The organism is Marinomonas sp. S3726 (assembly GCF_000967665.1).
Taxonomy (GTDB): Bacteria; Pseudomonadota; Gammaproteobacteria; order Pseudomonadales; family Marinomonadaceae; genus Marinomonas.
Map to the genome: position 1 here is coordinate 64,133 of NZ_JXYC01000006.1, position 26,132 is coordinate 90,264.

Below are 26,132 nucleotides of genomic sequence, written 5' to 3' on the forward strand. Positions count from 1 at the left end.
TAAATTAATTCTGACTCTGTTTTTTTGTTTTTTCTGCTTCTAGTTGAACTCTTTTTAACAATTGAATTAAGTGAAAAAAATCAACTTAACCGCTGCTATACAGGTCATTCCCCGAATCAAGGTTTTAAACTGTTTAAGGTTAAGTCGTTTGAGCAGTAAATAACCAATACCAGCACCGACTAAAAGAGCTGGTAGGGTAATCAGGCTTTGCTTAGCTAAAGGCCAACTAAGAATGCCTAAAGAAATGACCACGGTAATCTTAATGATATTAATGATTAAAAAGACCCAAGCCCGCGTCGCAACATAGCTGTTTTTACTCAGCTTTTGCTCTAATAAGTAGAGACTAATGATTGGGCCTGCAGCATTTGCCAAAATACTAATAACGCCAGCAAAAAAAGCCATAGAGCGAGAGACAGATTTAGTTTGCATAAAGCTGACTTTTTTCCACTCTAGGTAAGTGCCTAAACCTAAGGTGAAGAGAATAATGACACCAAGCAACTTACTAAAGGTGTTGGCATCAATATGGGCAAGTAGAAATGAGCCGAGCACAATACCCAGTGCCGCCAATGGTAATAAACGTTTTAAGCTTGGCCAAGATACATCAGTACGATAACTACTTACTGCAAGCATATCTGCCACTAAATACATGGGTAATAACACCACAATTGCTTCTGCGCTTGGAAATGCTGTCAAAGTAAGTGTGAGAATAATGAATCCCATCCCACCGGTTGAAAACTTAGAAATACCAGTAATAAAACCTGCAAGAAGCAATACGATTTGGCTGTTATCCATAAAGGTTAATGTATCCTCTAAAAATGAAATAGCTGTCTTAGTTTATGAGCGAAGCTCGAAAGACTAGGAATCTGATGAATTTGAATGAAGCCTATTTTAATTTGCAATATGATCGTAAGATAACGCTATTTTTTGATTAAGATGAAAGGTTTTATCTATCATGAATAATGTCCATCTTTATGCTTTTGTGGCCGTAGTTGAGCAGGGAAGTTTTAGAGCTGCCGCTAATTTTTTACATAAAACTCAATCAACCATAAGCGCTGCGATTGCAAGTTTAGAGCAAGAATTTGAAGTGCAATTACTCAGCCGAGATGCTTATCGACCTGAGCTTACGCCAGAAGGTAAGGTGTTTTATCAAGAAGCGCGTATCACGCTAGAAAAGATGCAAGGACTAAAGGCATTGGGTCATCAGCTAGCATCAGGTATAGGTCCAAATTTGGCCCTGACGCTAAGTGCATCTTGTGTGCAGTTACAAGGTTTAGTGCAGCTACAAATGTTTGTCGAAAAGCACCCAGAAATGCATTTAAGCATGAGTACAGAGCATCTATCTGGCGTATTAGAGTCTTTGCAATCAGGTAAAGCAGATATAGCAATTAGCCCAAATTATGGCTTAGGACAAGAGTTTGAGTTTGTTGAAATAGCCAAACTAAAATTAGTGACAGTGGCAGCCCCTCATTATCTTGAAAACCAAACACAGCGAATCATTCCTCAAGCTGAACTAAAAAACCGCCCTCAAGTTCTAATTGAAGATTCAGGTTCATTGCACCCAATAGAAAGGTTAAATGTGATCCCTAATGGCCAACGTTGGACGGTTAATGACTATATGATCAAACAGAGGCTAATTGTGTCAGGCTTGGCTTGGTCTCGGTTGCCTTATCACATGGTTGAAAAAGAGCTAAAAGAGGGGAGTGTCGAGATGATAGAGGTGGAAGATTTTGCTTCTAATGTTGTATTACCGATTTACCTTATTCGCTTAAAAAGCAATACCTCAGCTATCGCAAACAGTTTTTGGGATTATATGATTAAGGAACCTTCGAATAAGTCCTCCCGTCTCAGCGTGTAAATAAAAGTGCCTAGATTGATGGCGAGGTGTGAACTTAATAGTCATTCTATTGATAAGCACCTCAACATAAAGATAGGGCTTTTAGGCCACGCCCTGCGGGTCTTACAGAAAAAGCGTCACTCTGTGTTGTCCCTTTTCGAAAGGTACCTACATTACATCAAAGTGACGCCTTGCTTGACGCTTTTTCTGAAAAGACTGAGAAGAGGTTACTTAATCGCAGGTTCCTTAAACAATACCAACCAGGCTATAGCGACTAGCACCATGTTAATGAAAAATGGACCTAAGTTATTAATATGTTTAGGTCCATTTTAGAGATAACAAACTATTTAATATGCATTAGCTACCGAGATCTGCCAGTACAATCGATTTAGAAAATTCTTGATAAGCTGTTTCAAACTGTTTTGCCATTGGATCAGGAAATAGATGGAATTGACCTTCTGCTAAGGCTGAAATAACACCTTCGGCAACCGTATTTGCTGATTCACCCTCTGTCATGCCTGCTTTTGCAGCCATATCAGTATCAATAGGCCCAGGGTGTACACTTAAAACTTGAATGTTTTTATCTAAAAGCTGCTCTCTTAACCCTTGAGTAATGGAGTAAGAAGCCGCTTTTGAGGCTGAGTAAGCATCAACGCCTGAGAAGTTGCGGATAGAAACTATGGAATTTAATTGTACAAATGCGCCTCCACCATTTGCTTCGATTACAGGCGTTAATGCTCTTGCAATTCGGACTAAACCAAATAAGTTAATATCTAGCTGTTGTTCTAATGCTTGATCAAACTCCTCTTCGAATAGGTCAGCAATTTCTAGAATACCTGCATTGTTAATAACAACTTCAACATCCTTTGCAGATGTTGCAAGTGCTTTAATTTCTTCAGAATTGCTTATATCAAGCTTAAGGGTGACAACCTTATCACCATATTTTTCAACAAGGCTATCAGTGCTACTTAGGTCTCTTACGGCCAAATAAACTTTTTTAGTGCCATGCTTTAACAAACTTTCAGTGATGGCTTTGCCTATGCCACGGTTTGCGCCAGTTACTAATGCCACTTTATTTTCTACTAATATGCTCATTTTAAATCCTTAAAATATGAATTGTACCGATCGGTAAGGTTGAGCTATTCTGTACCTATCGGTATAGTTTGGTCAAGTGGTTTGATGAAAATAATTTTGAGGCAAGTATGGCGGGTGGTCGTAAGAAAGAATTTGATAAGCAGGAAGCCTTAGTTGAAGCGATGAAGGTATTCTGGAAAAAGGGCTACCTTGGTGCTTCACTCACAGATTTGATTCAGGCAATGGGTATTAATAAGCCCAGTATGTATGCGACCTTTGGAAATAAAGAGCAGTTGTTTTTAACCGTGACAGAGCATTATCTGACACATTTTGCTGCGCCTTCTGTTGTTTATTTATCAGATGAAAGTCTGACTCCCAAGCAAGGGTTGAAAGCATTTCTCATGGCAAGTATTGAAAACCAATGTCGTGATGACACACCTAGAGGGTGCTTTATATCCCTTTGTTCCGTTGAGGCAAAAGGAGATAACCTTCCAGAACAGGCCGAGTCTTGTATTAAAAAAGCAGGTGAAGATACTTTATTCACCTTGCATGCTTTTTTTACCAAACATCATTTAACTCATCATCAAGCGAACTCGAATGCAAAGCGACATAGTCAAACATCACAAGATAAAGCATTGGCAGTTTTTACTTTGTTGCAAGGAACCGCAACCATGGCCAAACTAGGAAAAGTCCCCAGTGAGTTAGAGGCAATGGTAGACATGTTGTTAGATGGTATGGATATCTAACCAATAAGCTCGATTTCTACTTTATTTTGATAAAAAGCGAGATGTCCAATTAAGCTTTCACATTCCAAGAAAGGTGTTTTATAACCCCAAGCAAGGTTTTCGACTGTCTCTTTTTCAAGCTTTAAAGACCAATAGCTTGCATGGCCTTTATAAGGGCAATAGGTAGTGTGCTTATTCTCAGCTAGGAGGGACATCTTGATATCTTTTTCTGGAATGTAAACCACTTTATTTAACCCAGCTTCATCCAAAATAAGTAAATTATTACTCATCGCAATAACGTGACCCTCATAGCTTACCGTTGCAGTTTTATTTGAGGGGGTGATAACAATTTTATGATGGGGGTTATCGATAAACCCTGGAGCCTTATTAAGCATATTTAACCTCTTCTAGATCTTTTAGATATTCGAAATCAATTGCATAAAATGCTGTTTAAATTGACCATAACTGAGTCAGAAAGGCCTTACCAGCAAAGGCTTTGTTCATAGATTTTTGAACAGAGATAGGAACTATTGTTTTACCTTCAGGTGTCCCAAACAGATTACCTTTTTTACCTATCCAACTCTGAGGCAAGCGAGTAATTATCCTGACTGATAAGTTTAGACTCTGAGCTATTCTAAATTTAGTCTAGGTTAGAAGAATACAAAGCGCGCTTGCCCAAAAGCGAGAATGTAAATAAATAGCATGAGCCAATTGCCTAGGATTGAAGCTGTCCCCCTAGGCACATGGCTTGGTGTTACGTGTTAAATCAATTCTTCTAAGCTGATAAAACCATCTTTGTTTTTATCTAACTTATCAAAATAATGGTTCGCCATGGCAATTAAATCGGGTCTGGTAAAATGCTGCTTAAGCTCTTCATCATTACAGTAGAAGCTTTCTAATTCATGCTTTGAAATTTTACCGTCATTGTTACTATCTCGAACAAGTAGGCGTTTATTCGCTAGTTCAATGGCTCTTTCTTGGTTTGTCATAAGTGGTTCCCTAATGTGTAAGCTAAGTTAATAGGCTTAATTTTGAATGCTTATTAAATACAAAAAAGGGAAGATGAACGCGGGCAAATACATGCTAATGAATAGCCTACCTAAATCCTAATTTAAGCCATTCTTCTTGGCTTATTTCACTCCAGAATTTATTCCCAGACAAATGATGTTGATAGGACCTGAAAGTTGTTGTTTATCTAGTTTAAGTGCCGGATTGCAGCTCATAGCAAGGGCATAGCCATGTAAATAATCTGCAAGGAGATCCAATGCACTTTTTTCTTTTTCAGTTGTTAGCTCCAAGGTTAAAAGGATGGCGTTAAAACGCTCTGCAAAAACCTTCGCAGGGTTGTCAGAGTTCATACGCAACAAGGTGTCTAGCAAACCTGGATATTTGGCTAAGAGTGAAAGGTAACTATGAGAGAGTTCTAATAGCTCTGCTTGCCAATCTTGATCTTGTTTAGGGGTGTAAATCTCATCGATAAGAGAAACGGCTATCGCCTCTAATAACGCCGCTTTATTCTTGTAGTAGTGATAAATTGCCATCGCATCTACATCGAGAGCTTGTGCCAGTTTTCGAATTGAAGGCGGTGCACCAGTTTGTGCAAGGAGTGTTTTTGCAGTAGTTAAAATACTTTGTGCATTTAGCCCGGAGCTACCTTTACTTGGGCGTCCTCGTTTCGTGTGTGCTGAACTCATATTGGCTCTTCTATAAAGTGGCGAATCATTCTTATCAATAGGCGATGTTAGATCAAGGGTTAATTATTAAATTTTTTCAGTAGGCATTTTCTTGAGTAAAGATTGACATGAATGAAATATAAATTCTACACTGTAGAAATAAAATATTAATTTCCATATTTAATTGAAGGAAGGTGTCATGAAGTGCTCCGTTTATATTGCGACTAGTCTTGATGGTTATATTGCAAAGCCTGACGGTAGTCTTGATTGGTTGATGAGTGCCGGAAACCCAGAAGCTGATCTAGGAGAAGACGCGGATATGGGTTTTAAAGAGCATATGACAAGCGTTGACTGCATGATAATGGGACGTAAATGCATGCAAGTGATAGATGCAATGGCATTAACATCAGAGCAATGGCCCTATGGTGACACCCGTATTATTGTGTTGAGCAAAACTTTGAAAGAGGTGCCTACAGGCTTAGTGGGTAGGGTCGAAATTTTCTCAGGAGGTATCCCAAGTTTGATGGAAAAACTCGGTGCTGAGGGCTTTAAACATGCTTATGTAGATGGTGGTGTGACCATTCAAAACTTTATTGCACTAGGTTTAATTAACGAAATGACGATTACTCGAGCCCCTGTTTTGATAGGCGAAGGTATTCCGTTATTTGGCAAAATACAAAAGGACATAAAGTTAGAGAAAACGAGCGTAAAAGCCTTTGCGAATGATTTTGTGCAGGAGTTTTATCAAGTAAATTATCTTAATTAATCGATAAAATAAGAAGATAGATAGCAAGTATTAGGCAGCTTAAAGCTGCCTAATCAGGGACCTGAAACTAATTTGTCACTTATTTAAAGCACGACTTAAAATGCTAAAGACGAGTAATAAGCTTTTCAGCTGCTTGTTCAGAACTTGCAGGGTTTTGGCCTGTAATAAGCAAACCGTCTTCTAATGTGAATACATTCCAATCATCTGTTTTTTGATAGTTAGCGCCACGTTTGATCAATTCATCTTCTAATAAGAAAGGCACGATATCTGTTAGTTGTACGGCATCTTCTTCTGTATTACTAAAACCTGTTACGGCTTTGCCTTTTACTAGGAATTCACCTTCTGCATCTTTCAGGTTTAGAAAAGCAGCGCTGGCATGGCAAACCGCAGCAATCGGTTTTTGTGCAGCAACAAAGTTTTCTAACAAACGAATAGAGTCTATATTTTCGGTTAAATCCCATAGTGGGCCATGGCCACCTGGATAGAAAACACCATCAAATTCATCTTGTTTTACATTTGCCAATACTAGGCTATTAGCAAGTTTTGCTTGAGTGTCACTATCGGCATCAAAACGGCGAGTTGCATCGGTTTGAAAATCCGCTAATTCGCTTTTCGGGTCAATTGGTGGCTGGCCGCCTGCTGGAGACGCCAAAGTGACTTCAATGCCTGCATCAATAAAAGCGTAATAAGGAGCTGCAAACTCTTCTACCCAAAAACCTGTTTTCTCTCCTGTATTCCCTAGCTCTGAATGAGAAGTAAGCACCATAAGCACGGATTTAGTTGTCATGTTTCTACCCTAATAATTGTTAAAAATTTAAATATGAATATCGAATGACAGGCAGTTTAGAGTTAAGAGTTAAGTTAAACAATAAGAGTAAATTTGACTTCATTGGTTTAATTATTGATACAATTCCTGAGCTATTAAATAAAATCTCTTTAATAAAAGCCCTAATAGATGTGCAGATGCGAGGTAAGGTGATGGATGTGTCATTTGAGCAACTAAAAAGTATGGTGGTCTTTGCTCAAGTTGTAGAACAGGGAAGCCTGGTGGGTGCCGCCAAGCATTTATCCTTATCCAGAGCAGTTGTTAGCTATCACCTTAAAAAGTTAGAGCAGCAACTAGGTGTGAAACTTCTGAATCGCTCGACCCGTTCCATTGGTTTAACCCAAGAAGGGGAGGCTTATTATCAAAGATGCCGTGTTATTGCTCAGCAAGCCCATGAAGCCAATCAAGCGATAGAGAACCTAAAAGACGAACCAGAAGGTTTGCTTAAAATCACCTGTCCTGTGAATGTTGGCTTACAGCTTATCGTGCCTGCTTTAAACGGTTTTCGTGATCTTTACCCAAAAATAAAGCTCGACCTTATGTTGAGTGATGACGTAGTCAATATTATGAAGCAAGGCATAGATTTGGCGATTCGCGGGGCCGAGTTAACAGACTCGGGTCTGCAGGCAAGTAAGCTTGCCAGTCTGCAAAACTGTTTATGCGCTGCGCCTGATTACCTGAATAAACAAGGGCGCCCTAATACACCTGATGACTTGATTCAGCACGACTGGGTTGTATACAAATTAGCGGCTAACAGCGTGAGTTTAACTAAAGGGAACCGTACTTTTGATATCAAGGTTAGCGGCAGTATTAGCACTAATAATGCCGCAGCACGTACCGCCTTTATTGAAGCGGGCCAAGGCATAGGGCGAGTTCCCTTGTATGATGCTGGCCCTAAAATAAAAGCCGGAAAACTAGAGCGAGTATTAGCCTCTTATAAATTATCTGATATCGAGCTTTATGCGGTATTTCCACCAGGGACAGGCGAGACTAAAAAACTCAGGCTCTTGCTCGATTATTTAAAGTCTCATCTGGCGAAAATAGCGAGTTACTAACTTTCGTTCTGGCTAGGGTTTTAGCTCTTAGTCTTCATTTGAGTAGCGTAACTGATACTTATAAATATCAGTGCGCCGCCTATTGCTTGTACCCAGGTAAAGCCTTCTCCTAAGAAAATAATGGCGAACAGGGCACCAAATAAAGGCTCGCTTCCCATTAGCAGTGATACTTTCGTAGCTGAAATTCGACGCACAGCATAATTTTGAATGAAAAAAGCGAAGAGAGTGCAAAAAAGCACCAAATACAGGGTTATCATCCAAAAGTTGGCATCTTTAGGAAGTTGTATTTGTTCTATCGGTAGGCTGATAAACGCCAAGACTAACGCCCCCAAGCCCACAATAAGAGATTGAATCGAGGTTAAGCTTAAGTTTGTAATCGTTTTATTCTGACATAAAGCCTTAGTGAGAATTACCATTAACCCTCTAAGAAACGCCGCTCCTAAAATCAACCAATCTCCTTGATTCATAGTAATATCCAAGCCTTCTTTATGGGTGAGTGCGATCACTCCCACTAGACTCATCAAGGCTAATAAATAGAGTCTTTTATCCATCCTCTGCTTTGATAAAAAACCTTCTAAGCCCGCTGTCATTATGATGGAAAGGCTAATTAAAAAAGCGGCATTGGCTGCGCTAGTGAGAGAGACCCCATAGACTTCACAGCAAAAAATACCTAAGAGTAAAAAGCCTGTGGGTAGAGCTATCGGCCAATCTTTATTTCGGCCTTCTTTAAAGTCTTTCAAGGTGACATAGAGCAAAATTAAATGGGTTGAAAGGAAACGGATAGCAATAAATAAAAGCACAGAGGTATAAAACAAAGCCGACTTAGTAAGCCCATAGCTTGTCCCCCAGAATAGGGCGACCAGTAATAAAAGCAGCTCCTCTTTAACAAAGAGTCTGAGTATAGGGTGAGTGATGGTTAAGCTTTTCATATAGACCTCTTGGTAGATTGATGCCTCAATAATTGAGGGAAATCGGTAATCGTGTTTGACAAGAGATAGCTTAATTAATAACTTCAAAGAGATAATCTGGTAAAAATGCAAAGGATAATTGCGCTATGGATATAAATAAGGTGATCTCTTTATTAACTGAAATGGCTGTTTTTGTCGCTGTGGTAGAGCAAGAGAGCTTTTCTAAAGCAGGTGAAAAGCTGAATTTAGCACCTTCTTCAATCAGCCGTTCTATTGCAAAATTAGAAGCCGCATTTGGTACTAAACTGTTAGAAAGAACCACGAGAAAAGTAAAACTTAACCCGAAAGGAGCGCAAGTATTCGAGCAATGTCAGTCTATGTTAGCCTCTGCTAAATTGGCTGCAAATGCTGCTCAGTCTTTGGCGGGGGAGGTCTCTGGTGTGTTACGTGTTGCAGCGCCAAAAGCCTTTGCCAAACAAGTGATTAGTCCAATAGCGCTAGACTTTGCAGAGGCTTATCCTAAAGTCACGGTAAAGTTAATGGCAGTAGATCATTTTATTGATCCAATTAGTGAAGAAGTCGATGTGATTATTCACTTTACTCACCACCCGATTGAAGGCTTAGTGGCTAAACACTTATCAACAACCAAGCTGATTGTGTGCGCTAGCCCTGATTACCTAGCAAAAAATGGTATTCCTAAAACACCTGATGATTTAAAGCAGCATGACTGTATTACCCTAGGGGAGGTCGCTGGCGATGATATTTGGCGCTTTCAAAAAGCTGGAGAAAGAGTCAAAGTCCAAGTGCCTGAGTCCTTTTCGGTAAACCACACTCAAGTAAGGCGCGATGCAGCATTAAGAGGTCTAGGAATTGCAACGTTTCCAGATTTCGCCATTCAAGAAACAATCGAAAAAGGTGCACTTATTCCTGTGTTAACGGATTGGCAGGTTTTAGAAAGATACCAAGGGGATATTGTTGCTCAATATGCTCAATCTAAATTTGTGCCTGTCCAGATCCGTACTTTTATTGAATTTCTACATGCTAGGTTTTAGTTCTTATTACCTTTCTTTTTTCTTTTCTGTTCTTTCTTCAGGTTAATCGCTATTCATCCAAAGCTTTTTATCTATGACTCTTTATAAGCTTTTAGAGGAAAGTGACTTTCTACCTCTTTTTAAGGTCATCGCATCACGAATATTCATACCCATTAGGCTTAAGTTAATAAAACCTGCTAATAGTTCAATAGTCTGAAGGGTATAAAAAAGACTATTAAATTCACCATTAATAGCCATTTCCTTCAGAAAATACGCCGCCGGCAATAAGACCAACAAACCATTTAACGCTACAAAAGGCATGCGTTTTTTCTTTGCACCAATCGGGCCAGAAGTGACCTTGGGTGCCATCTTCATTCCCGTCATACCTGTGATAGCCATCAATGGAATAAGTAACCAAATCGAAGCAAAAATGTTGCTTTTAACACTGATAACAGCCGTTTTATCGACAAAAAGCGAGCTAACAAAAAAAGAAGCAATCAAGATAAAGGCGATTAAACCAGAAACTTTATGAATGAGTGGGAGTAATTTTTTCATCTTAATACCTATAATAATTAAGTTGCTAATACAATTGTTGCGTATGCAACTATGTGTTGTCAAATAATTAATGCTCTCTTGTTATTGAGCTTTCGTGCTTTTGGCTGACGATTAACCTTAGAGATAGATAAGAGAGGTGATGGAAGGCAAAGCTTGATATGCTCAGGGAAGAGGCTGTAATTCAGTCTTTATCAGCCAGACTGGTTATTCAACTAGAATGAGTTGTTATCAGACCCGAAACACTAAACTGGCAGAGGCAAGTAATGAGACGATTAAAAGCATGTTTGATTTATTTCGCTATAGCCAGTTTAAGCACCGCATTAGTTGCTTCTCCGACCAAACATGACTTTGAAAAATGTAAAAAGCTTGCTGTTTCATATTTAGACTTTTGTTTACAGGGAAGTGAAAATAAATGTTGGGAAAAGTCCAAAGCGAGCCATAAAGCCTGTCGTATTAAAGTCATGAAAAGTTATCAAGAAATGGGGCCTAAGCGCAAAGCCGAAGAGAACAAACTCAAGCTGCTCAATAAAATGACCTAGCTAAGTCTAAATAGTGGAATCGAGGCTGTGAATGAAAAGAGACGAGCCTTCTTGCTTGCCGAAGAGATCTTTGGATAATGGCTTTCTCTTGATAATAGCTATTTCAAGATAAAACAGCTTTGTTATCTACTCTTACCCTAATGTTTAATGGTTAAACCTACCTATGACCTGCCCACCAGAGATTCTCCATGCGCCTTGATAAATTTGTTTGTAAAAGTACCGAATTAACCAAAGCCGAATCACATGCTTTTATCGAACAAGGGTTGGTGCAAGTAAATCATAAAGTAGTGACCGACATTAAGTCTCAAGTACACCAGAATAATCAGGTTAGCCTTAACCAAATAGCGCTTAACTTACGTCCGTTTCGCTATATTCTCATGCATAAACCTGCCAATACCATTTGCTCAAATTTGGATGAGGTTTATCCCTCTCTTTTTAACTTTCTAGAAACAGATCATAAAGAAGAGCTTCATATTGTTGGCCGTTTAGATGCTGATACCACAGGTATGGTCTTGATTACGGATGATGGGCATTGGTCTTTTAATATCACAAGGCCAGAGAAAGACTGCGTGAAAGAGTATAGAGTCGCTTTATCCCAGCCTCTTGCAGAAAGTGCAATTGAGAGGTTTCAACAAGGGATTAAGCTTCAAGGAGAGGCTGAGTTAACCTTACCTGCCAAGCTATCCTTTATCGATGAAAAGAATGTCACATTGGGTATCACTCAAGGGAAGTTTCATCAGGTTAAACGTATGTTCGCCGCAGTGGGTAACCGTGTTATTCAGCTACACAGACAGAGAATAGGCTCTCTTGAATTAGACCTTGAAGAAGGTCAGTGGCGTTATTTAACCCAAGCAGAAATTGATAGTTTTAAAACAAATGAAACTTAAAACATAATGTTAGGGTCCTACTTATTATCTGAAGTCAGGAGTTAAAGGAGAAGAATAAGCGTGAAACAAGGTATAAAGGCTTACCATCAAGATGAAGAGGCGGATTGGGTTGCTGTATTAGCGTGTGGCCACTTTCAGCATGTACGCCATAAACCGCCTTTTACTAATCGACCTTGGGTGATAACGCAAGAAGGGCGAGACAGTATGCTGGGTTTTGAGCTTAACTGTAAAAAGTGTGACCTTGGTGCACCAAAGGATGAGTTAGGTTAACTTATTAATCGAGTGAGATAAGCGGTAGACTCGTTTAACTTTGTACTTTTTTATTAATGACGTTTCAAGGAATGAGGAGAGTTATATGGAGAGTATGGGAATACTTGGTTTTTTTTTCGGGCTAGTTGCCTTTGCTTATGCACATAAAAGCAAAGCGGATATTGCTAAATTAGAGCAAGACATTGAAGGGCTCAAAACCATGCTCAAACAAATTCAAACGGATAAAAGCTAACGTTTAATAATGTGCTTAAGGCTAATTCATCTAACAACACGAGGTATTAAATATTGAAAGCAAAAATAAAAAATACCTTGTTAAATATGATGGGGAGTAGGTGTTTTAAACCCTTTATTTTGGGACTAACAATCTTGCTTTCCCCTGTTATTAGTTCCAGTTTGCTAGCCGCTGAAGCCGCATCTCAAAAGGTTGAAGATACTCCATGGACCCTATGGAAAGAGACTGACAAGTTAAACCTTTCATTTCGGCCTTATAAAAAGACAGGTTTAATCGAAATACAGGCACAAGCTCGTTTACCTTCTAGCCTGTCCGGCTTCTTATTATTTTTACAAGATTACCCACTTATCCCTAATTGGCTAGATAATGCCAAAGAGGCCTATTTGATAGAACAAGTATCAGATACAGAGAACCTCTTTGTGACTCGTTTTAAACGTATTTGGCCTGTGTCGGAAAGAGAAATGGTGATTCGTTCACGTTATTGGCAAAATCCTGATCTCTCGGTAGAGCTTGCGGTACAAGATGCTAGTCACGAAGTCGACAACCCATTAAATATTATTCGCATAAAACTGATTAAAGCCCATTGGTTACTTTCTCCTATTTCATCTAAGGAGATACAGATTCAACATACGATCATTGCGGACCCCGGTGGCAGCGTGCCTTTATGGTTAGCGAATAAAGTTTCTTTAAGGTCCATGTGGAACACGCTAAATGCCATGGATAAACAACTCAGCACATCCCCTTGGCAGCAAATGCCTATCCCTTGGATTAGAGAAAAGTAATAATAAAGCGCTAGATTCTAGCGATAAGGCATTAAAGGTTTTCTTAACCTAAGTTTTAATAAGCCTGACGCATTTTAATTACAAACAATTTACCTATTACAAAGTATTCAAACATGCCTTCTTCCAATACATTAAAACCTTCAAATAAAAGAATTAGAGACCTAAAAGGGTTTGGACCAAAAAGTGAAGAGATTTTTGCCAAAGTCGATATACATAGCGTTGAAGACTTCATGAATGCAGAACCCTTTGAGCTTTACGCTAGGCTAAAACGTGAAGTCAAAGGCACTGGTCTTAATTCAATTTATGCCATCATTGGTGCAAGAGAAGATCTGCATTGGCAAGAGGTGGCTCGTACACAAAAATCAGAAATACTCATGCGTTTAGATGACATGGGCCTAGCGCCAAAATAGATTAAAAATACTAAGAGACTCACTATGTACACGAATAAAGACTTAAACGATGCGGTGACGCAAGGGACTTTTACCCAGGAGGCGGTCGATAAATTTAAGTCCGATGTGGCGGCAAGAAAAGAGAGTGCCCAAGAGGATAACGAAAACTTTCGGTTAGTAGGGGGCTTTAATGACATCTTTGTTGTGATTGCCTGTGTTCTACTTTTGAGCTCGTCACTTTGGGTGGTGGATTTACAAAGCAAAGCCCTAAGTTATGTGATTTTCTCTGTTATCGCTTGGGGCTTGGCTGAGTTCTTTGTGCGTAAGCGTAAGATGGCACTTCCTGCGATTGTTTTATTGCTCTCCTTTGTCAGTGGTGTGTATTTTGCCAGTATGCACTTCTTCAGCTATTTAAGTTTTAACCAAGCATCCATGATATCTGCATGTCTTGCAGGAGCATTAACTTATGGCCATTGGTTGCGCTTTCGTGTGCCGATTACCATTGCCGCAGCGACTGGGGGTTTTATCATTTATGTTGTGGTCAAGCTTTTACTAAATTATCAAGTAGCGCAAGACTTCATCCTCGCTTTGTTATTTGCCTGTGGTTTTGTTGCTTTTGCTTTAGCCATGTTCTGGGATGCAAGAGACAGACGCAGAGTGACTCATAAGTCAGATGTCGCATTTTGGTTACACCTACTTTCTGCTCCTCTTATTATCCATCCTGTCTTTACGGGTCTTGGTATTTCACAAGGAAACGAAAGCCTCACAAGCATGCTAATTATCGTTAGCCTTTATGTATTGATGACTCTCATTTCTCTTATTGTCGATAGACGTGCTTTCATGGTGTCTTCTTTGGTTTATGTGATTTATGCTATTTTCGACGTGTTAAAAGTATATGGCGATGTGAGTTATGACCTTGCCCTGACTGGCTTTATCATAGGGGCTGCTTTATTGCTTTTATCTGCACTTTGGCAAAAGGCTCGTGCTGGGGTCGTTGCTCGCTTGCCTGAGCAAGTAAAAAATTATGTGCCTGTTATCCCTAATTCATAAACGCTTTGTGACATTTGGCAATAGGGGCTGCTAGTTAGGTTTGAGTTTTAGCGTTAAGCTAGCACTAGATTCAAACCCAAGCTCAAAGGCCCTAATAAGGACGTTTACTCGCATACAGGATGGCAAGATGTCTTCAGTCCCTAAGAACAAAACAGAACTCGAATTAGCGATAGAAACCGCTTTCGATAAGATATTTAAAGATTATCAAAGAGTGCCTGCAGAGTTGAGCCGAACCTTGGGTGTTGAGTCTGGCCATAAAGCCGGTTTGATTAGTGTGTCAGATAGCTTGGCTTACCTTATTGGTTGGGGGCGATTAGTATTAAATTGGCATCAACTCAAAGCCGATAATCAAGAAGTCGATTTCCCTGCGATAGGTTTTGCTTGGAATCAATTAGGTGAGCTTGCACAGCATTTTTATCACACTTATCAGGACTGGCAATACGATGATCTGTTGCAGGAGTTTGAGTCTGTTACCCAACAAGTGCTTTCTCTTATTAAAGCAAGTGATGCTGAAATCTTGTATCAAGCGGGTTGGTATAATGATTGGAGCCAAGGGCGCATGATTCAATTTAATACCTCTTCCCCCATGAAAAGTATGCGCACCAAAGTAAGGCGTTTTATTAAAACTCACAACCTCCCTTAGTTTTTTGAAATAAAGTTCATATCTTATTGTTTTTAAATAACTAAATAAAAAACTCTTTAGTTATTTAACGGTTTACTCCTTTCTTTTTTTATTTAGTTTCTACAATTTTTTTTCTACTTTCTTGTAAAAATATTGCAACTTTAAGGTGCATTTAAGAAAAAATTAACTTATATTTCGATTTATCGAAACGATTGCGCAAACGTTTCGACGATGCAAAATGAGAGATACTTTACGCTTTGTTCCCCAAGAGCAAAGCGGTTTTTTTAAACAGGGTTAGGCCGGATAGATGAAAAAGAGTGCACTGATTAATGCGGAAATATCACACCTGATCGCCAAACTAGGCCATCAGCAAGAGATCACTATTTGTGATGCTGGTTTACCAATTTTAAGTGATAGCAAACGTATCGATTTAGCCTTAATTCCTGGTGTGCCAGATTTTATTAGCAGTGTTAAAGCGACTTTGAGTGAAATGCAATTAGAAGGCGTAATTTTAGCCGAAGAGTTCATGGTTGAAAGTCCAGAATTGCATCAAGCACTACTCGATCTGATTAAAGAAGAGGAAGCGCTGATAGATAAAAAGATCTCCCTGAAATACGTGTCCCATGAGCATTTCAAAATTAGAAGCGCACAAAGTGAAGCAGTTATCAGAACGGGGGAGTTCACTCCTTACGCTAATGTGATTTTACAAGCTGGCGTCGTTTTCTAGTTTCTCTTTAATCGAATTTATCAAAACAAATAATAAGAATTGATATGAAACAAGCAATTTTAACCCTCAATAAAATTGAAAAATCCTTCCCTGGGGTAAAAGCTCTAGATGGTGCTTATTTGAATGTTTATCCGGGTAAAGTCATGGCTTTATTAGGGGAAAACGGTGCTGGCAAGTCGACCTTGATGAAGGTGCTGACGGGGATTTATCAAATGGACAAAGGTGGGATTGAATATCAAGGAAAGCAGGTTCGTTTTAATGACCCTCGCCACTCACAGCTCAGCGGCATTAGCATTATTCACCAAGAACTCAACCTTCTGCCTGAGCTAACCATCGCTGAAAACATCTTTCTTGGGCGTGAAAAGACCAATGTCTTTGGTGCCATTAGCTGGAACAAGATGTACCAAGAAGCCGATGCACTTTTACAAAGATTGAACGTAAAGCATAGTGCCCGCGAAAGGCTAGGCAATTTGAGTCTAGGCGAGCAGCAAATGGTTGAAATAGCCAAAGCGCTGTCGTTCAAATCTCAAGTTATTATCATGGATGAGCCAACAGATGCGCTGACAGATACAGAAACAGCATCGCTATTTGAAGTCATAAAAGAGCTACGCCAAGAAGGCTGTGGTGTGGTCTACATTTCTCACCGTCTAAAAGAAATCTTTGAAATTTGTGATGACATTACCGTATTAAGAGACGGTAAGTTTATCGCTGAACATCCAGTTGCGGATATAGACGAAGAAAGCCTAATAGAAAAAATGGTAGGTCGTCGTCTAGACGAGCTTTATCCACGTATTGGTGTACAAGAGGGTAAGCCTTCTTTAGAGGTAAAAAACCTTTGTGCAGAGGGTGTAAAAGACGTGAGCTTTCGCCTTAATCAAGGTGAAATTTTAGGTGTCTGCGGGCTCATGGGAGCAGGCCGTACCGAATTAATGAAAGTCATTTATGGTGCCCTAAAAAGGGATTCTGGTGAGGTACTTTTAGATAGTAAGTTAGTGAATGCTAACACACCTAAAAAAGCACTGGATTCGGGTATTGCATATATCTCAGAAGACAGAAAAGGTGATGGTCTCGTGCTTGGTTTATCGGTAAAAGAGAATATGTCTTTATGTTCTTTGTCAGACCTTTCCAAAGGCTTACAGCTTAAGCATCAAGAAGAAGCTTCCTCTGTGGCGGAGTTTATCCGTTTATTCAATGTGAAAACCCCAAGTCAAAATCAAATCATCGGTAACTTGTCTGGCGGTAATCAGCAAAAAGTAGCGATTGCCAAAGGTCTGATGACAGATCCAAAAGTGCTTATTTTAGATGAGCCAACCCGTGGCGTAGATGTTGGCGCCAAGAAAGAAATCTATCAACTGATTAACCAATTTAAAGCGAAAGGAATGAGCATTATTTTGGTCTCCTCTGAAATGCCAGAAGTGCTGGGAATGAGTGATCGTATTCTCGTTATGCATGAAGGGCGTGTGAGTGGTGAGTTTAACGCAGCGGATGCAAATCAAGAAAAGCTAATGGCCTGTGCTGTAGGTCGTCAATATAGTGAGGTAACCCAATGAGCTTATTGAATAAGCCAGCATCTGTGACCAATGAGTCATTAGGTAAAACAAACCTATTCAGTAAGGCTTGGTTAATCGAGCAGAAGTCGCTTATTGCGCTTATCTTACTGATAGTTATCGTTTCTTTTTTGAATCCTAACTTCTTTACCATGGGGAATATTCTCAATATTTTGAGACAAACCTCTGTCAACGCCATCATTGCTGTGGGCATGACGCTGGTGATTCTCACCGCAGGAATCGACTTAAGTGTGGGTTCTATTTTGGCTTTATGTGGTGCGTTTGCCGCGACTCTGATCGGCTTAGAAGTCCCTGTCATGTTTGCTGTGCCTATTGCCCTGATTGCAGGGGCGGCCTTAGGTGCGGCAAGTGGCATTATCATTTCCAAAGGTAAGGTGCAGGCATTTATCGCCACCTTAGTCGGGATGACATTACTTCGTGGTGTCACCATGGTTTACACCGATGGACGTCCTATTTCGACTGGCTTTACTGATGTTTCCGACACCTTCTCTCTCATCGGAACTGGCTATCTTTTTGGTATTCCTGTACCTGTCTGGCTCATGGTGTTTGTGTTCGCCAGCGTCTGGTATCTGCTTAATCACACTCGTTTTGGTCGTTATGTTTATGCGGTCGGGGGCAGTGAATCCGCCACCCGTTTATCCGGCATAAATGTGGATAGAGTCAAAATTGGAGTTTACGCCATTTGTGGTTTGCTAGCTGCTTTGGCTGGGCTCATCGTGACCTCAAGGCTGTCTTCGGCTCAACCAACAGCAGGTATGGGCTACGAACTAGATGCGATTGCCGCCGTAGTTCTTGGTGGTACCAGCCTAGCAGGTGGTAAGGGCCGCATTATGGGCACTCTCATAGGGGCGCTCATCATAGGCTTCTTGAATAATGCGTTAAATCTCTTAGATGTGTCTTCCTATTATCAAATGATAGCAAAAGCTGTCGTGATTCTGCTGGCCGTGCTGGTAGACAACAAAAACAAGTAACTCATCGTCACCCTGCCGCATTTATCTGAATGAAGGAATAGGTGGCAGAACCAAGGAAGGTGCCTTATTAGCACCTTCTCATAACTCTAAAAAAGGTAAATAGAATGAAAAAGTTAGTAAGCATGGTATCTGCTGTTTTGGTGTCTGCCTCAGTCAGCTCAACGGTATTAGCACAAGACACCTTGGCAATGGTTGTCTCGACATTAAATAACCCCTTCTTTGTCGCTATGAAAGGTGGCGCAGAAATCGAAGCCGCTAAACTAGGTTATAAACTGATTGTTTTGGACTCTCAAAATGATCCAAGTAAAGAGCTAGCAAACGTAGAAGATCTAACAGTTCGAGGTGTTAAAGCTATTCTAATTAACCCAACCGATTCTGATGCGGTATCGAATGCTATTCGTATCGCGAATCGTTCTGATATTCCTGTACTGACTTTGGACCGCGGTGCGACCCGTGGTGATGTTGTCAGCCACATCGCATCTGATAATGTTGCGGGTGGCGCAATGGCAGGTAAATACATTGCCGACAAACTAGGTGCTAACGTTAAAGTGTTACAACTAGAAGGTATTGCAGGTACCTCTGCTGCTCGTGAACGTGGCCAAGGCTTCATGCAAGCAGTTGATTCAAGCAAGATGAACCTGCTCGCTAGTCAGCCTGCTGATTTCGACAGAGCAAAAGGCCTAGATGTTATGGAAAACCTACTTGCGGCTAACCCGAATGTTGAAGCTGTTTTCGCTCAAAATGACGAAATGGCATTAGGCGCGCTACGTGCAATTAAAGCCTCTGGTAAAGATGTGATGATTGTTGGTTTTGATGGCACTGATGATGGTATTGCTGCGGTTAAACGTGGACTACTAGCCGCAACGGTTGCTCAACAGCCTGGTCTAATTGGCTCTTTGGGTGTAGCAACAGCAGATAAAATTCTTAAACAAGAAACGGTTGCTAAGAACATCGCAGTACCGTTAAAAATTATTGCGAAATAAGCATTTAACGGATTAGTAATGAGAAAGGGGCTTTCATTATAAAGCCCTTTTTTTATGTGTTAATTGTGTAATAGATATCGCTTAAATAGTGACTATCTTTTTGATATTCGGTACTTTTATTCTGCAAACTACAATAAGTTTGAAGAAACTGGGTATACTGGTTTAATTGGATGAAAAGCGCCAAAAGAATTCAGAGCCCTCAAGATGTTTTAAATAAGGTTAATCAATGGCGACAATAAAAGATGTAGCAAAGCATGCTGGTGTATCCACCTCAACAGTCAGTCATGTACTTAATAAAACCCGCTATGTCAGTGAAGATGTATCTAAGCGAGTATTAGCTTCAGTAGAAGATCTTCGTTACGCCCCATCGGCTTTAGCCCGCAGCCTCAAAGTCAATAATACCAAGACATTCGGTATGCTAGTGACCACCTCAGCTAACCCTTTTTTTAGTGAAGTATTAAAAGGCGTTGAAAGACGCTGTTACGAACAAGGCTACAACCTTATCTTGTGTAACACAGAAGATGATATTAACCGCATGAACGCCAACCTAGATACGCTGCTTCAAAAGCGTGTCGATGGACTTTTGCTCATGTGTAGCGAAGTAAACACCGAAGGCTTTTCGCTTTTCTCCCATCACAAACCCATACCAACCGTGGTAATGGATTGGGGGCCAACCGATTTTCCTTGCGACAAAATTCAAGATAATTCCCACCATGGGGGTTATTTAGCCACTCAATATCTTATCGAAAAAGGCCATAAAGACATTGGCTGCATCACAGGTGTGCTAGACAAACAAACTGCCATGCAGCGCTATTCTGGTTATTTAGAAGCCATGGAAGAAGCCAAGTTAACCGTCAATCAAGATTGGATTGCAACCGGTGATTTTGCTTGCGAAGGGGGCGAAAAAGCCTTCTTAGAAATCTATGAGAAAGGGCCATTGCCCAGCGCTTTATTTGTATGCAACGACATGATGGCCATGAGTGTGATTAACGCGGCCAGCAAGAAGGGCATTCGCGTACCTGATGATCTATCTATCATGGGCTACGATGACATTAACCTTGCTAAATATATCACGCCTTCATTGACGACTATACATCAGCCTAAATACGACTTAGGCAAACAAGCAGTAGACATGTTGCTGAAAAAAATTGAGACTAACTCGGATAATAATCAAATAGTTGAGCTTGAACCATGTTTGGTCGAACGAGACAGTGTGAAAAGTCTTTAAACCTAGTTAGAATCCATCGTAAACCTATGAAATGAGGCGTTATTATGTCAGGTGAAACGAATCTCGATACCTTACTCTCAAGCATGCAACCTAATGTATTAGAGCAAGACTATGTTTTTTGTACTGTTCAAAATACTGACCTTGCTAGCAGCCTCAACATGAAACCTATCGCCACCTTTATGGAAGAAGAGGGCCTCACCCTAGTGCTAGAACAGGCCATGGCGGATACTCACAGCTTGCTTACGAATCTGTTTTTAGCTGTATCACACTGACTGTCCATTCAAGCTTAGATGCGGTTGGACTCACCGCCGCCGTTGCCACTAAACTTGCCGAACATGACATTAGTGCCAATGTGATTGCCGCTTATTACCATGATCATATCTTTGTTCAAAAAGAGAAAGCAGACGCAGCGTTGCAGGCGTTAAAAAGCTTTCAAGCTTAATTGCTAACAGAATATGAGTGGTATCTATCAGCCATTTCAGCCTAGCTTAAGCCCGCAAGGGCTCGCTAAGCAGGGCTTTAGATTAAAGATGGCACCCTCTAGCTACCCTCTAAACCAAGTAGTTTATCGTTATTTACAAATCAGTGTGACGCAGGCTTCGCCATACCCTGTCATGCCTGACGGCACTCAAGCTCTCTACTTTTCAAATGCGGGTGTATTAGTTGGAGGGGCATTTGATCATGCCCAGAATATGCAACTACTCGAACCTGGTGATTACTTTGGTGTGTGGTTTTATCCAGCGGCTTTAAGGTCTTTCTTTTGCTTAGACCTTGCTGAGATACAAAACCAATTGGTTGATACGGCTTTCATTTCTAGCCAGCAATTTCATGGCTTACAAGAAGAGATTTATCTGCAAGATGATTTCTCTAATCGGGTAAGTGTTTGTGAGACTTGGCTATTAAAACGTTTTATTCCAGTGAGCCCAAACCAACTTGATCACGCCTTATCTCTTATTCTTCAAAGCAAGGGAACTAGCAAAATACAGCAGGTTTCAGATCAAATTGGTTGGAGTAGCCGTCATCTTAATCGTCAGTTTTTACAGCATACTGGGCTAAGTACAAAATCATTTTCACAAGTTATTCGCTTACAGGCCGCATGGCGTGATTTGGCGAATGTCTCTCAATCCCCAATAGATACGGCATTAGAGCTTGGTTACTTTGACCAAGCCCATTTTATAAAAAGTGTGAAAAAGCACTTGGGTAAAATGCAGTCATCTTTCGATTTTAGTTAATGTCCGATTTTTACAATCCATAAAGAGAACAAAGTTATATGCTGCCTTTTTTAACGGAGGCAGATATGACATTTTCTAACGAAGCAGTATTAGCTCTTTCACAGGGGGATTATTTTGGCAAAGGCAATGCTCAGCTTCCCAGTGATCAAATGTTGATGATTGATGAGATTGACCAACTCAGCAAAGAAGGAGGGCGTTTTAATCGAGGTTATCTAAGTGCCAAGTTTAAAATAATGCCTGAGCATTGGTTTTTTGCTTGTCACTTTAAAGGTGACCCTGTGATGCCCGGATGTTTAGGTCTCGATGCGCTTTGGCAATTATTAGGTGTGTTTTTAGGTTGGTCAGGCCTGCCAGGAAAAGGGCGGGCTTTAGGCGTTGGGAAAGTGAAATTTAGCGGGCAAATTTATCCAGATGCAAAAGAAATACAGTATCAATTGGATATTAAACGAATCATTAAAAAGCCTTTAGCCATGGGAATTGCAGATGGAGTGGTATTGCTTAATGGGCAAGTGATTTATCAAGCAACCGATTTAAAAGTAGGGTTATTAAAGCCTCTTTAGTTTTATTATCTCAGCTAACAACTTTTGAATATCAATATTATATTAGTTAAATCGAATTTAAAGGGTGGATACAGCTTAATGAGTATTGGTTCACCTTTTAATTACTGATAGGATCAAAGAATAAGAGACGATGAACAGTATTCATTAATCCATTATAAATTGAGTTGTTAATGATAAGAAAAATTATAATTACCGGCTTACTCCTCAGCTTTAGTTTAGTGACTCTCGCCACGCAAGAACACACAGTTACCATCTATGGTGATGCTTCATACCGCCCTTATTCATGGGAAGAAAATGGTGTCTTTAAAGGTGTTTATATCGATGTGCTGACGCAAGCCTTTGATAAAATGGATGATTACCATGTAGATTTGGTTGCCGTCCCTTGGGAGAGAGGCTTAAATCTGCTCAACACAGGTAAAGCATTTGCGCTTTTTCCACCTTATTATTACCCAAATCGACGTCCTTATATCGAGCCTTACTCAGCACCTATCTTCACCGAAAAAACCATCTTGGTTTGTAACAAAAGTGTTGATTCATTCAATCGAAAAAGATGGCCAGAAGACTATTTTGGTTTAACCATAGGGCAGAGCAGTGGTTACTTATTAGGTGGTGACGCATTTTTAGATGCCGTAAAAAACAAAAAAATATATATGTCGGAATCACTACGCGCAGAACAAAACTTATTAATGGTAGGAACAGGCAGAATAGATTGTTACGTTAACGATCAGCTAGCCATTGAAACAGAGTTAGAAAGAATTAAAACACGCTTTTCCCATTATAATGCACTGGAAAATATCGATTCAGGGAAAATGGTTTCTTACGAAGAAAGTTACCTAGGTTTTACCAATGTGAATGAAGGAAAGTACCCTTTCAAACAGGCCTTTATTAAAGAGTTTAATCAAATCATCGAAGATATGAAGCTAAACGGCGACATAGACCTCATCATCCAAAAGTATATTCAGCAGCCTTAGTAAAATAGCGCCTTTTTCAACTCACCAATGTGCCTCGTTCCCATTTTCTATTTGGTAAATGGATTAGTTCGAACTCTATTCGACTTGATACCAATATTAGAAAAAGAAGATGTGAGAAGGCTATTTAATGTTTAATAAAGGCTTTATTATTTCTGCTCTTATCAAAAGCAAGAATGGACGCTTATGAAGTTTCTATTATTACTCACACTTTTATTTAATGCAGGTACGCTAATGGCTTACGAACTTCGTATTACGGAAACAAATAAAACATTAGCACAATGGGATGAATATGTTGCTAACAGTGCAGCTCTTACTCGACAAGATAAGGCTGTGATGACCAATCCAAATACGGGCGAAGTAATATCGATCAATACACCAAATGCAGCCGTTGCTCAGAATGGATTGTATTTTTCTCCTATAGTTAATAGAAGAACGGGTGAGCTGAAAATTACGATTGGTAATCCCGATACCCAAGATATTCCATTGATTAAAACTGTGGCCGAGGCGCTTGGTGGCATAGTCACTGGGGAGGAAGGTGAGCTTTATTAATTGTGGTAAAGCTATCGTTAAGTGGATTAGAAAGCGCTATTAATAATGGCGCTTTCTAAGAATAGCCCAGCAATTTAATTACCTAAATAATGCTTCTCTAGCGCTTTATATTCTGATGTTTTTTTATAAGCTTCTATCGCGTTATCGTATTTATCAACTTGGTTAACTAGATTTCCTGCATGGGGAAAGGTGATATAGGCTGGCGTAGTATTTAACGGAGGTGAGAGCACCTCAACTTGATCTAACAAACCAAGCTCTCTTAATTTATATGCTGATGTTAAATCATTCTCGATATAGGCATCTATGCGGTTTGCTAAAAGCATTTTGATTGCCTGTTCTATTTGATTTACCTCTTCAAGTTTCGCCCAAGGCTGTTTGCGGTAATACTCAAATTTGTCATCCACTCGTTTGTCACGATAAAGGGCAATGTCGTGCTTACGCATGAATGCTTCTAAGTCTCCCGAATATTGTATCTTCTTACCCTTAGCTTTAACCAAGACATTTTTTTGATTAATAATATAGGACTTAGGAAAGGTCATATATTCAGAATAATCTCCTTTATCCAGTACTGTCATCATTAGGTCGCACTTACCACTTTTTGCATGACTGACTACTCGCATCCAAGGGCTGTATATAAAGGTTAGCTTCCAATTTAATTGCTTGGATACGCCTTGAAGAATGCGCACGGCAAAACCATCTGGCTCGCCTTCATTATTTAGCATGGTTTGAGGAGGCAGTTGTAATGAGCAAACGCGTACTTCATTTGTCTCTGCTAAAGATGTTGCGCTAATAGTGAAAAGGGTGGTTGCTAAGGTGATACTTGAAAGTGTTTTTTTGGCTAGTTTTTCAAAATTCATAAAGACATTCTTTCTAACGTTTTTAATTATTTTTCTGCTGTCTTTATTATTCTAACGTGTCTCATTGTAAATTTTCCGTCAAATTTAACGCATTTAGTGCTAAATTCGGTTTGATTTTGACTAAGATATCTCTGCTTTTAACCATTCCATAAATACTTTTAAACGGGATAGCTTGGCAGAGTGGGAGTCATAAACCATCTAGTCTTTTGAAAGTCATTGTGCGTATAAGCTGAATCTTTAAGCTATTTGTAGCCAATTGAGCCCTTATATTAAGTGAGAAATATTATGTGTTGAGCAGATGATAATTTTCATGCTTAATGTTAGAAGGTAACAATCTAACTTTTAAATTTCGTTAAGCTCTGTGTTCTCGATAAGAAAATCAACAAGAACACGTATTCTTTTTGCTTTTTGACTATTTTGAGAGAAATAGAGGTATAAGCCTGGATATTCATGCCAGTAGGGGCGAAGAAATGGGATCAATGTTCCTTGTTCGAAATGTTTTTCTACTAAAGGTGCCAGAAAACGTCCAATTCCTACATTCTCAAGTGCTGCGTCAATAATAATATCAGTATCATTAACTATCATTGCACTGGCCATTTCAATCGTAACTGTGCTGCCATTTTGTTCTAGTAGAGTAGGCGCAAGCCTGTTTGAAGTGCCAAATCTGTATTGAATAAGTTTATGCTTTTCCAAATCCTTAAGTGATTGAGGTTTTCCGTATCTTTTTAAATAGGCAGGTGAGGCGAAAAGGGCCTCTTTAAAGGGAGGTGTGAGTTTCCTTGCAACTAATCCTTCTTCAATTCGATCTCCAAATCTAATCCCAATATCAATTCCTTCTTTGATAATATTTACAGAGGCTTCTGATATAGATATTTCAAGTTCAATATCTGGAAATTGCTGACAAAACTTAGGAAAAATTGGACGTATAATGCTTTGATAAACAAATCTTGGAACTGTCATACTAACTTTGCCAGAGGGTGCGCTACTTAAATCATGTACACCTTCAAGAGCATAATCAAGCGTAGCTATTGCTTCTGTAGTGCTTTCCAGTAAGTACTTCCCTGCTTCTGTGAGACTCATTTGACGAGTAGAGCGTCTAAATAGAGGAAGGCCAAGTTTGTTCTCCAATAATTTCAGAGACTGACTTATAGAAGGTGCTGCCATTTCAAGTTTACGAGCTGCACCTCTGATACTTCCTTCATTTGCAATCGTATGAAATATTACTATTTGATTATAGCTTGCCCCCGCGCCTTTCATTTCCCCTCCTT

Annotated in this window: 34 protein-coding genes; 24 read left to right on the forward strand and 10 right to left on the reverse strand. The window is 39.8% G+C overall.

What is annotated here, in order from left to right; genetic code table 11:
• Positions 1-66 precede the first annotated feature (66 nt).
• The gene (locus tag TW85_RS05655) at positions 67-792 is read right to left on the reverse strand and encodes a sulfite exporter TauE/SafE family protein (RefSeq protein ID WP_046016130.1); all 726 of its coding nucleotides are present in this window, start codon (positions 790-792) and stop codon (positions 67-69) included.
• A 160-nt stretch (positions 793-952) separates the two neighbouring features.
• Between TW85_RS05655 and TW85_RS05660 the strand changes: the two genes are divergently transcribed.
• Positions 953-1,855, forward strand: coding sequence for a LysR family transcriptional regulator (locus tag TW85_RS05660; RefSeq protein ID WP_046016131.1), 903 nt, complete (start codon positions 953-955; stop codon positions 1,853-1,855).
• Between the two features lie 336 nt (positions 1,856-2,191).
• On the opposite strand, the gene TW85_RS05665 is transcribed toward TW85_RS05660, so the two are convergent.
• A complete protein-coding gene (locus TW85_RS05665) occupies positions 2,192-2,929 on the reverse strand; it encodes an SDR family oxidoreductase (protein ID WP_046016132.1) in 738 nt (245 codons plus the stop codon).
• A 68-nt stretch (positions 2,930-2,997) separates the two neighbouring features.
• Here TW85_RS05665 and TW85_RS05670 point away from each other — a divergent pair, with 68 nt between their 5' ends.
• Positions 2,998-3,654: a TetR/AcrR family transcriptional regulator gene (locus TW85_RS05670; protein ID WP_202904833.1), complete on the forward strand. Its 657-nt coding sequence runs from the start codon at positions 2,998-3,000 to the stop codon at positions 3,652-3,654.
• Here the strand turns inward: TW85_RS05670 and TW85_RS05675 are convergent.
• From TW85_RS05675 to TW85_RS05685, 3 genes are all read right to left on the reverse strand, one after another.
• A complete protein-coding gene (locus tag TW85_RS05675) occupies positions 3,651-4,028 on the reverse strand; it encodes a DUF427 domain-containing protein (RefSeq protein ID WP_046016134.1) in 378 nt (125 codons plus the stop codon). The two genes, TW85_RS05670 and TW85_RS05675, sit on opposite strands and share 4 nt — an antisense overlap.
• A gap of 366 nt (positions 4,029-4,394) precedes the next feature.
• A complete protein-coding gene (locus tag TW85_RS05680) occupies positions 4,395-4,622 on the reverse strand; it encodes an EF-hand domain-containing protein (RefSeq protein ID WP_046016135.1) in 228 nt (75 codons plus the stop codon).
• A gap of 141 nt (positions 4,623-4,763) precedes the next feature.
• On the reverse strand, positions 4,764-5,327 hold the full coding sequence (locus tag TW85_RS05685) for a TetR family transcriptional regulator (RefSeq protein WP_046016136.1): 564 nt from the start codon (positions 5,325-5,327) through the stop codon (positions 4,764-4,766).
• Between the two features lie 178 nt (positions 5,328-5,505).
• On the opposite strand from TW85_RS05685, the gene TW85_RS05690 reads away from it, so the two are divergent.
• The gene (locus TW85_RS05690; protein WP_046016137.1) at positions 5,506-6,072 is read left to right on the forward strand and encodes a dihydrofolate reductase family protein; all 567 of its coding nucleotides are present in this window, start codon (positions 5,506-5,508) and stop codon (positions 6,070-6,072) included.
• 103 nt (positions 6,073-6,175) lie between these two features.
• Here the strand turns inward: TW85_RS05690 and TW85_RS05695 are convergent, their stop codons facing one another.
• Positions 6,176-6,859, reverse strand: a complete 684-nt coding sequence (locus TW85_RS05695) for a type 1 glutamine amidotransferase domain-containing protein (protein ID WP_046016138.1) — start codon at positions 6,857-6,859, stop codon at positions 6,176-6,178.
• Positions 6,860-6,903: 44 nt separating this feature from the next.
• Between TW85_RS05695 and TW85_RS05700 the strand changes: the two genes are divergently transcribed.
• Entirely contained in the window at positions 6,904-7,953 is a 1,050-nt protein-coding gene (locus TW85_RS05700; protein WP_238326169.1) for a LysR family transcriptional regulator, read from the forward strand.
• Positions 7,954-7,973: 20 nt separating this feature from the next.
• Here the strand turns inward: TW85_RS05700 and TW85_RS05705 are convergent, their stop codons facing one another.
• Positions 7,974-8,882, reverse strand: coding sequence for an EamA family transporter (locus TW85_RS05705; protein ID WP_046016139.1), 909 nt, complete (start codon positions 8,880-8,882; stop codon positions 7,974-7,976).
• A gap of 125 nt (positions 8,883-9,007) precedes the next feature.
• Here TW85_RS05705 and TW85_RS05710 point away from each other — a divergent pair, with 125 nt between their 5' ends.
• Complete coding sequence (locus TW85_RS05710; protein WP_046016140.1) at positions 9,008-9,913, forward strand: LysR family transcriptional regulator; 906 nt, start codon at positions 9,008-9,010, stop codon at positions 9,911-9,913.
• A gap of 81 nt (positions 9,914-9,994) precedes the next feature.
• Here TW85_RS05710 and TW85_RS05715 read toward each other — a convergent pair whose 3' ends face one another.
• Positions 9,995-10,447 carry a hypothetical protein gene (locus TW85_RS05715; protein WP_046016141.1) on the reverse strand — a complete coding sequence of 151 codons (453 nt, stop codon included), beginning with the start codon at positions 10,445-10,447 and terminating at the stop codon, positions 9,995-9,997.
• 263 nt (positions 10,448-10,710) lie between these two features.
• On the opposite strand from TW85_RS05715, the gene TW85_RS05720 reads away from it, so the two are divergent.
• From TW85_RS05720 to TW85_RS05800, 19 genes are all read left to right on the forward strand, one after another.
• On the forward strand, positions 10,711-10,986 hold the full coding sequence (locus TW85_RS05720) for a hypothetical protein (protein WP_046016142.1): 276 nt from the start codon (positions 10,711-10,713) through the stop codon (positions 10,984-10,986).
• A gap of 188 nt (positions 10,987-11,174) precedes the next feature.
• Positions 11,175-11,873, forward strand: a complete 699-nt coding sequence (locus tag TW85_RS05725) for a 16S rRNA pseudouridine(516) synthase (RefSeq protein WP_046016143.1) — start codon at positions 11,175-11,177, stop codon at positions 11,871-11,873.
• Between the two features lie 60 nt (positions 11,874-11,933).
• Positions 11,934-12,143, forward strand: a complete 210-nt coding sequence (locus tag TW85_RS05730; protein ID WP_046016144.1) for a DUF3565 domain-containing protein — start codon at positions 11,934-11,936, stop codon at positions 12,141-12,143.
• Positions 12,144-12,228: 85 nt separating this feature from the next.
• Complete coding sequence (locus tag TW85_RS26140; protein WP_157196895.1) at positions 12,229-12,375, forward strand: hypothetical protein; 147 nt, start codon at positions 12,229-12,231, stop codon at positions 12,373-12,375.
• Positions 12,376-12,428: 53 nt separating this feature from the next.
• On the forward strand, positions 12,429-13,157 hold the full coding sequence (locus TW85_RS05735) for an START domain-containing protein (protein WP_046016145.1): 729 nt from the start codon (positions 12,429-12,431) through the stop codon (positions 13,155-13,157).
• Positions 13,158-13,270: 113 nt separating this feature from the next.
• The gene (locus TW85_RS05740) at positions 13,271-13,567 is read left to right on the forward strand and encodes a TfoX/Sxy family DNA transformation protein (protein WP_046016146.1); all 297 of its coding nucleotides are present in this window, start codon (positions 13,271-13,273) and stop codon (positions 13,565-13,567) included.
• Between the two features lie 24 nt (positions 13,568-13,591).
• Positions 13,592-14,596 carry a hypothetical protein gene (locus tag TW85_RS05745; RefSeq protein ID WP_046016147.1) on the forward strand — a complete coding sequence of 335 codons (1,005 nt, stop codon included), beginning with the start codon at positions 13,592-13,594 and terminating at the stop codon, positions 14,594-14,596.
• 127 nt (positions 14,597-14,723) lie between these two features.
• On the forward strand, positions 14,724-15,239 hold the full coding sequence (locus TW85_RS05750; protein ID WP_046016148.1) for a ClbS/DfsB family four-helix bundle protein: 516 nt from the start codon (positions 14,724-14,726) through the stop codon (positions 15,237-15,239).
• A gap of 286 nt (positions 15,240-15,525) precedes the next feature.
• Positions 15,526-15,945: a D-ribose pyranase gene (rbsD, locus tag TW85_RS05755; protein ID WP_046016149.1), complete on the forward strand. Its 420-nt coding sequence runs from the start codon at positions 15,526-15,528 to the stop codon at positions 15,943-15,945.
• A gap of 44 nt (positions 15,946-15,989) precedes the next feature.
• Entirely contained in the window at positions 15,990-17,495 is a 1,506-nt protein-coding gene (gene rbsA, locus TW85_RS05760; protein ID WP_046016150.1) for a ribose ABC transporter ATP-binding protein RbsA, read from the forward strand.
• A complete protein-coding gene (rbsC, locus tag TW85_RS05765) occupies positions 17,492-18,484 on the forward strand; it encodes a ribose ABC transporter permease (protein ID WP_046016151.1) in 993 nt (330 codons plus the stop codon). Before rbsA ends, rbsC begins: the two co-directional genes overlap by 4 nt.
• A 104-nt stretch (positions 18,485-18,588) precedes the next feature.
• Positions 18,589-19,467, forward strand: coding sequence for a ribose ABC transporter substrate-binding protein RbsB (gene rbsB / locus TW85_RS05770; RefSeq protein ID WP_046016152.1), 879 nt, complete (start codon positions 18,589-18,591; stop codon positions 19,465-19,467).
• Positions 19,468-19,693: 226 nt separating this feature from the next.
• Complete coding sequence (locus TW85_RS05775; protein WP_046016153.1) at positions 19,694-20,695, forward strand: substrate-binding domain-containing protein; 1,002 nt, start codon at positions 19,694-19,696, stop codon at positions 20,693-20,695.
• Between the two features lie 44 nt (positions 20,696-20,739).
• Positions 20,740-20,967 carry an ACT domain-containing protein gene (locus TW85_RS26445; RefSeq protein ID WP_238326170.1) on the forward strand — a complete coding sequence of 76 codons (228 nt, stop codon included), beginning with the start codon at positions 20,740-20,742 and terminating at the stop codon, positions 20,965-20,967.
• On the forward strand, positions 20,964-21,137 hold the full coding sequence (locus TW85_RS26450) for an ACT domain-containing protein (protein ID WP_238326176.1): 174 nt from the start codon (positions 20,964-20,966) through the stop codon (positions 21,135-21,137). The genes TW85_RS26445 and TW85_RS26450 overlap by 4 nt, the downstream gene beginning before the upstream one ends.
• 13 nt (positions 21,138-21,150) lie before the next feature.
• A complete protein-coding gene (locus tag TW85_RS25330) occupies positions 21,151-21,927 on the forward strand; it encodes a helix-turn-helix transcriptional regulator (protein ID WP_052701912.1) in 777 nt (258 codons plus the stop codon).
• A gap of 65 nt (positions 21,928-21,992) precedes the next feature.
• Positions 21,993-22,487: a bifunctional 3-hydroxydecanoyl-ACP dehydratase/trans-2-decenoyl-ACP isomerase gene (gene fabA / locus TW85_RS05790; protein ID WP_046016341.1), complete on the forward strand. Its 495-nt coding sequence runs from the start codon at positions 21,993-21,995 to the stop codon at positions 22,485-22,487.
• A 170-nt stretch (positions 22,488-22,657) separates the two neighbouring features.
• Positions 22,658-23,458: a transporter substrate-binding domain-containing protein gene (locus TW85_RS05795; RefSeq protein ID WP_052701914.1), complete on the forward strand. Its 801-nt coding sequence runs from the start codon at positions 22,658-22,660 to the stop codon at positions 23,456-23,458.
• A gap of 183 nt (positions 23,459-23,641) precedes the next feature.
• On the forward strand, positions 23,642-24,007 hold the full coding sequence (locus tag TW85_RS05800) for a hypothetical protein (protein ID WP_046016154.1): 366 nt from the start codon (positions 23,642-23,644) through the stop codon (positions 24,005-24,007).
• A gap of 74 nt (positions 24,008-24,081) precedes the next feature.
• On the opposite strand, the gene TW85_RS05805 is transcribed toward TW85_RS05800, so the two are convergent.
• Positions 24,082-24,864: a transporter substrate-binding domain-containing protein gene (locus tag TW85_RS05805; RefSeq protein WP_052701917.1), complete on the reverse strand. Its 783-nt coding sequence runs from the start codon at positions 24,862-24,864 to the stop codon at positions 24,082-24,084.
• A 342-nt stretch (positions 24,865-25,206) separates the two neighbouring features.
• Positions 25,207-26,121, reverse strand: coding sequence for a LysR family transcriptional regulator (locus TW85_RS05810; RefSeq protein ID WP_046016155.1), 915 nt, complete (start codon positions 26,119-26,121; stop codon positions 25,207-25,209).
• Between the last annotated feature and the right edge of the window lie 11 nt (positions 26,122-26,132).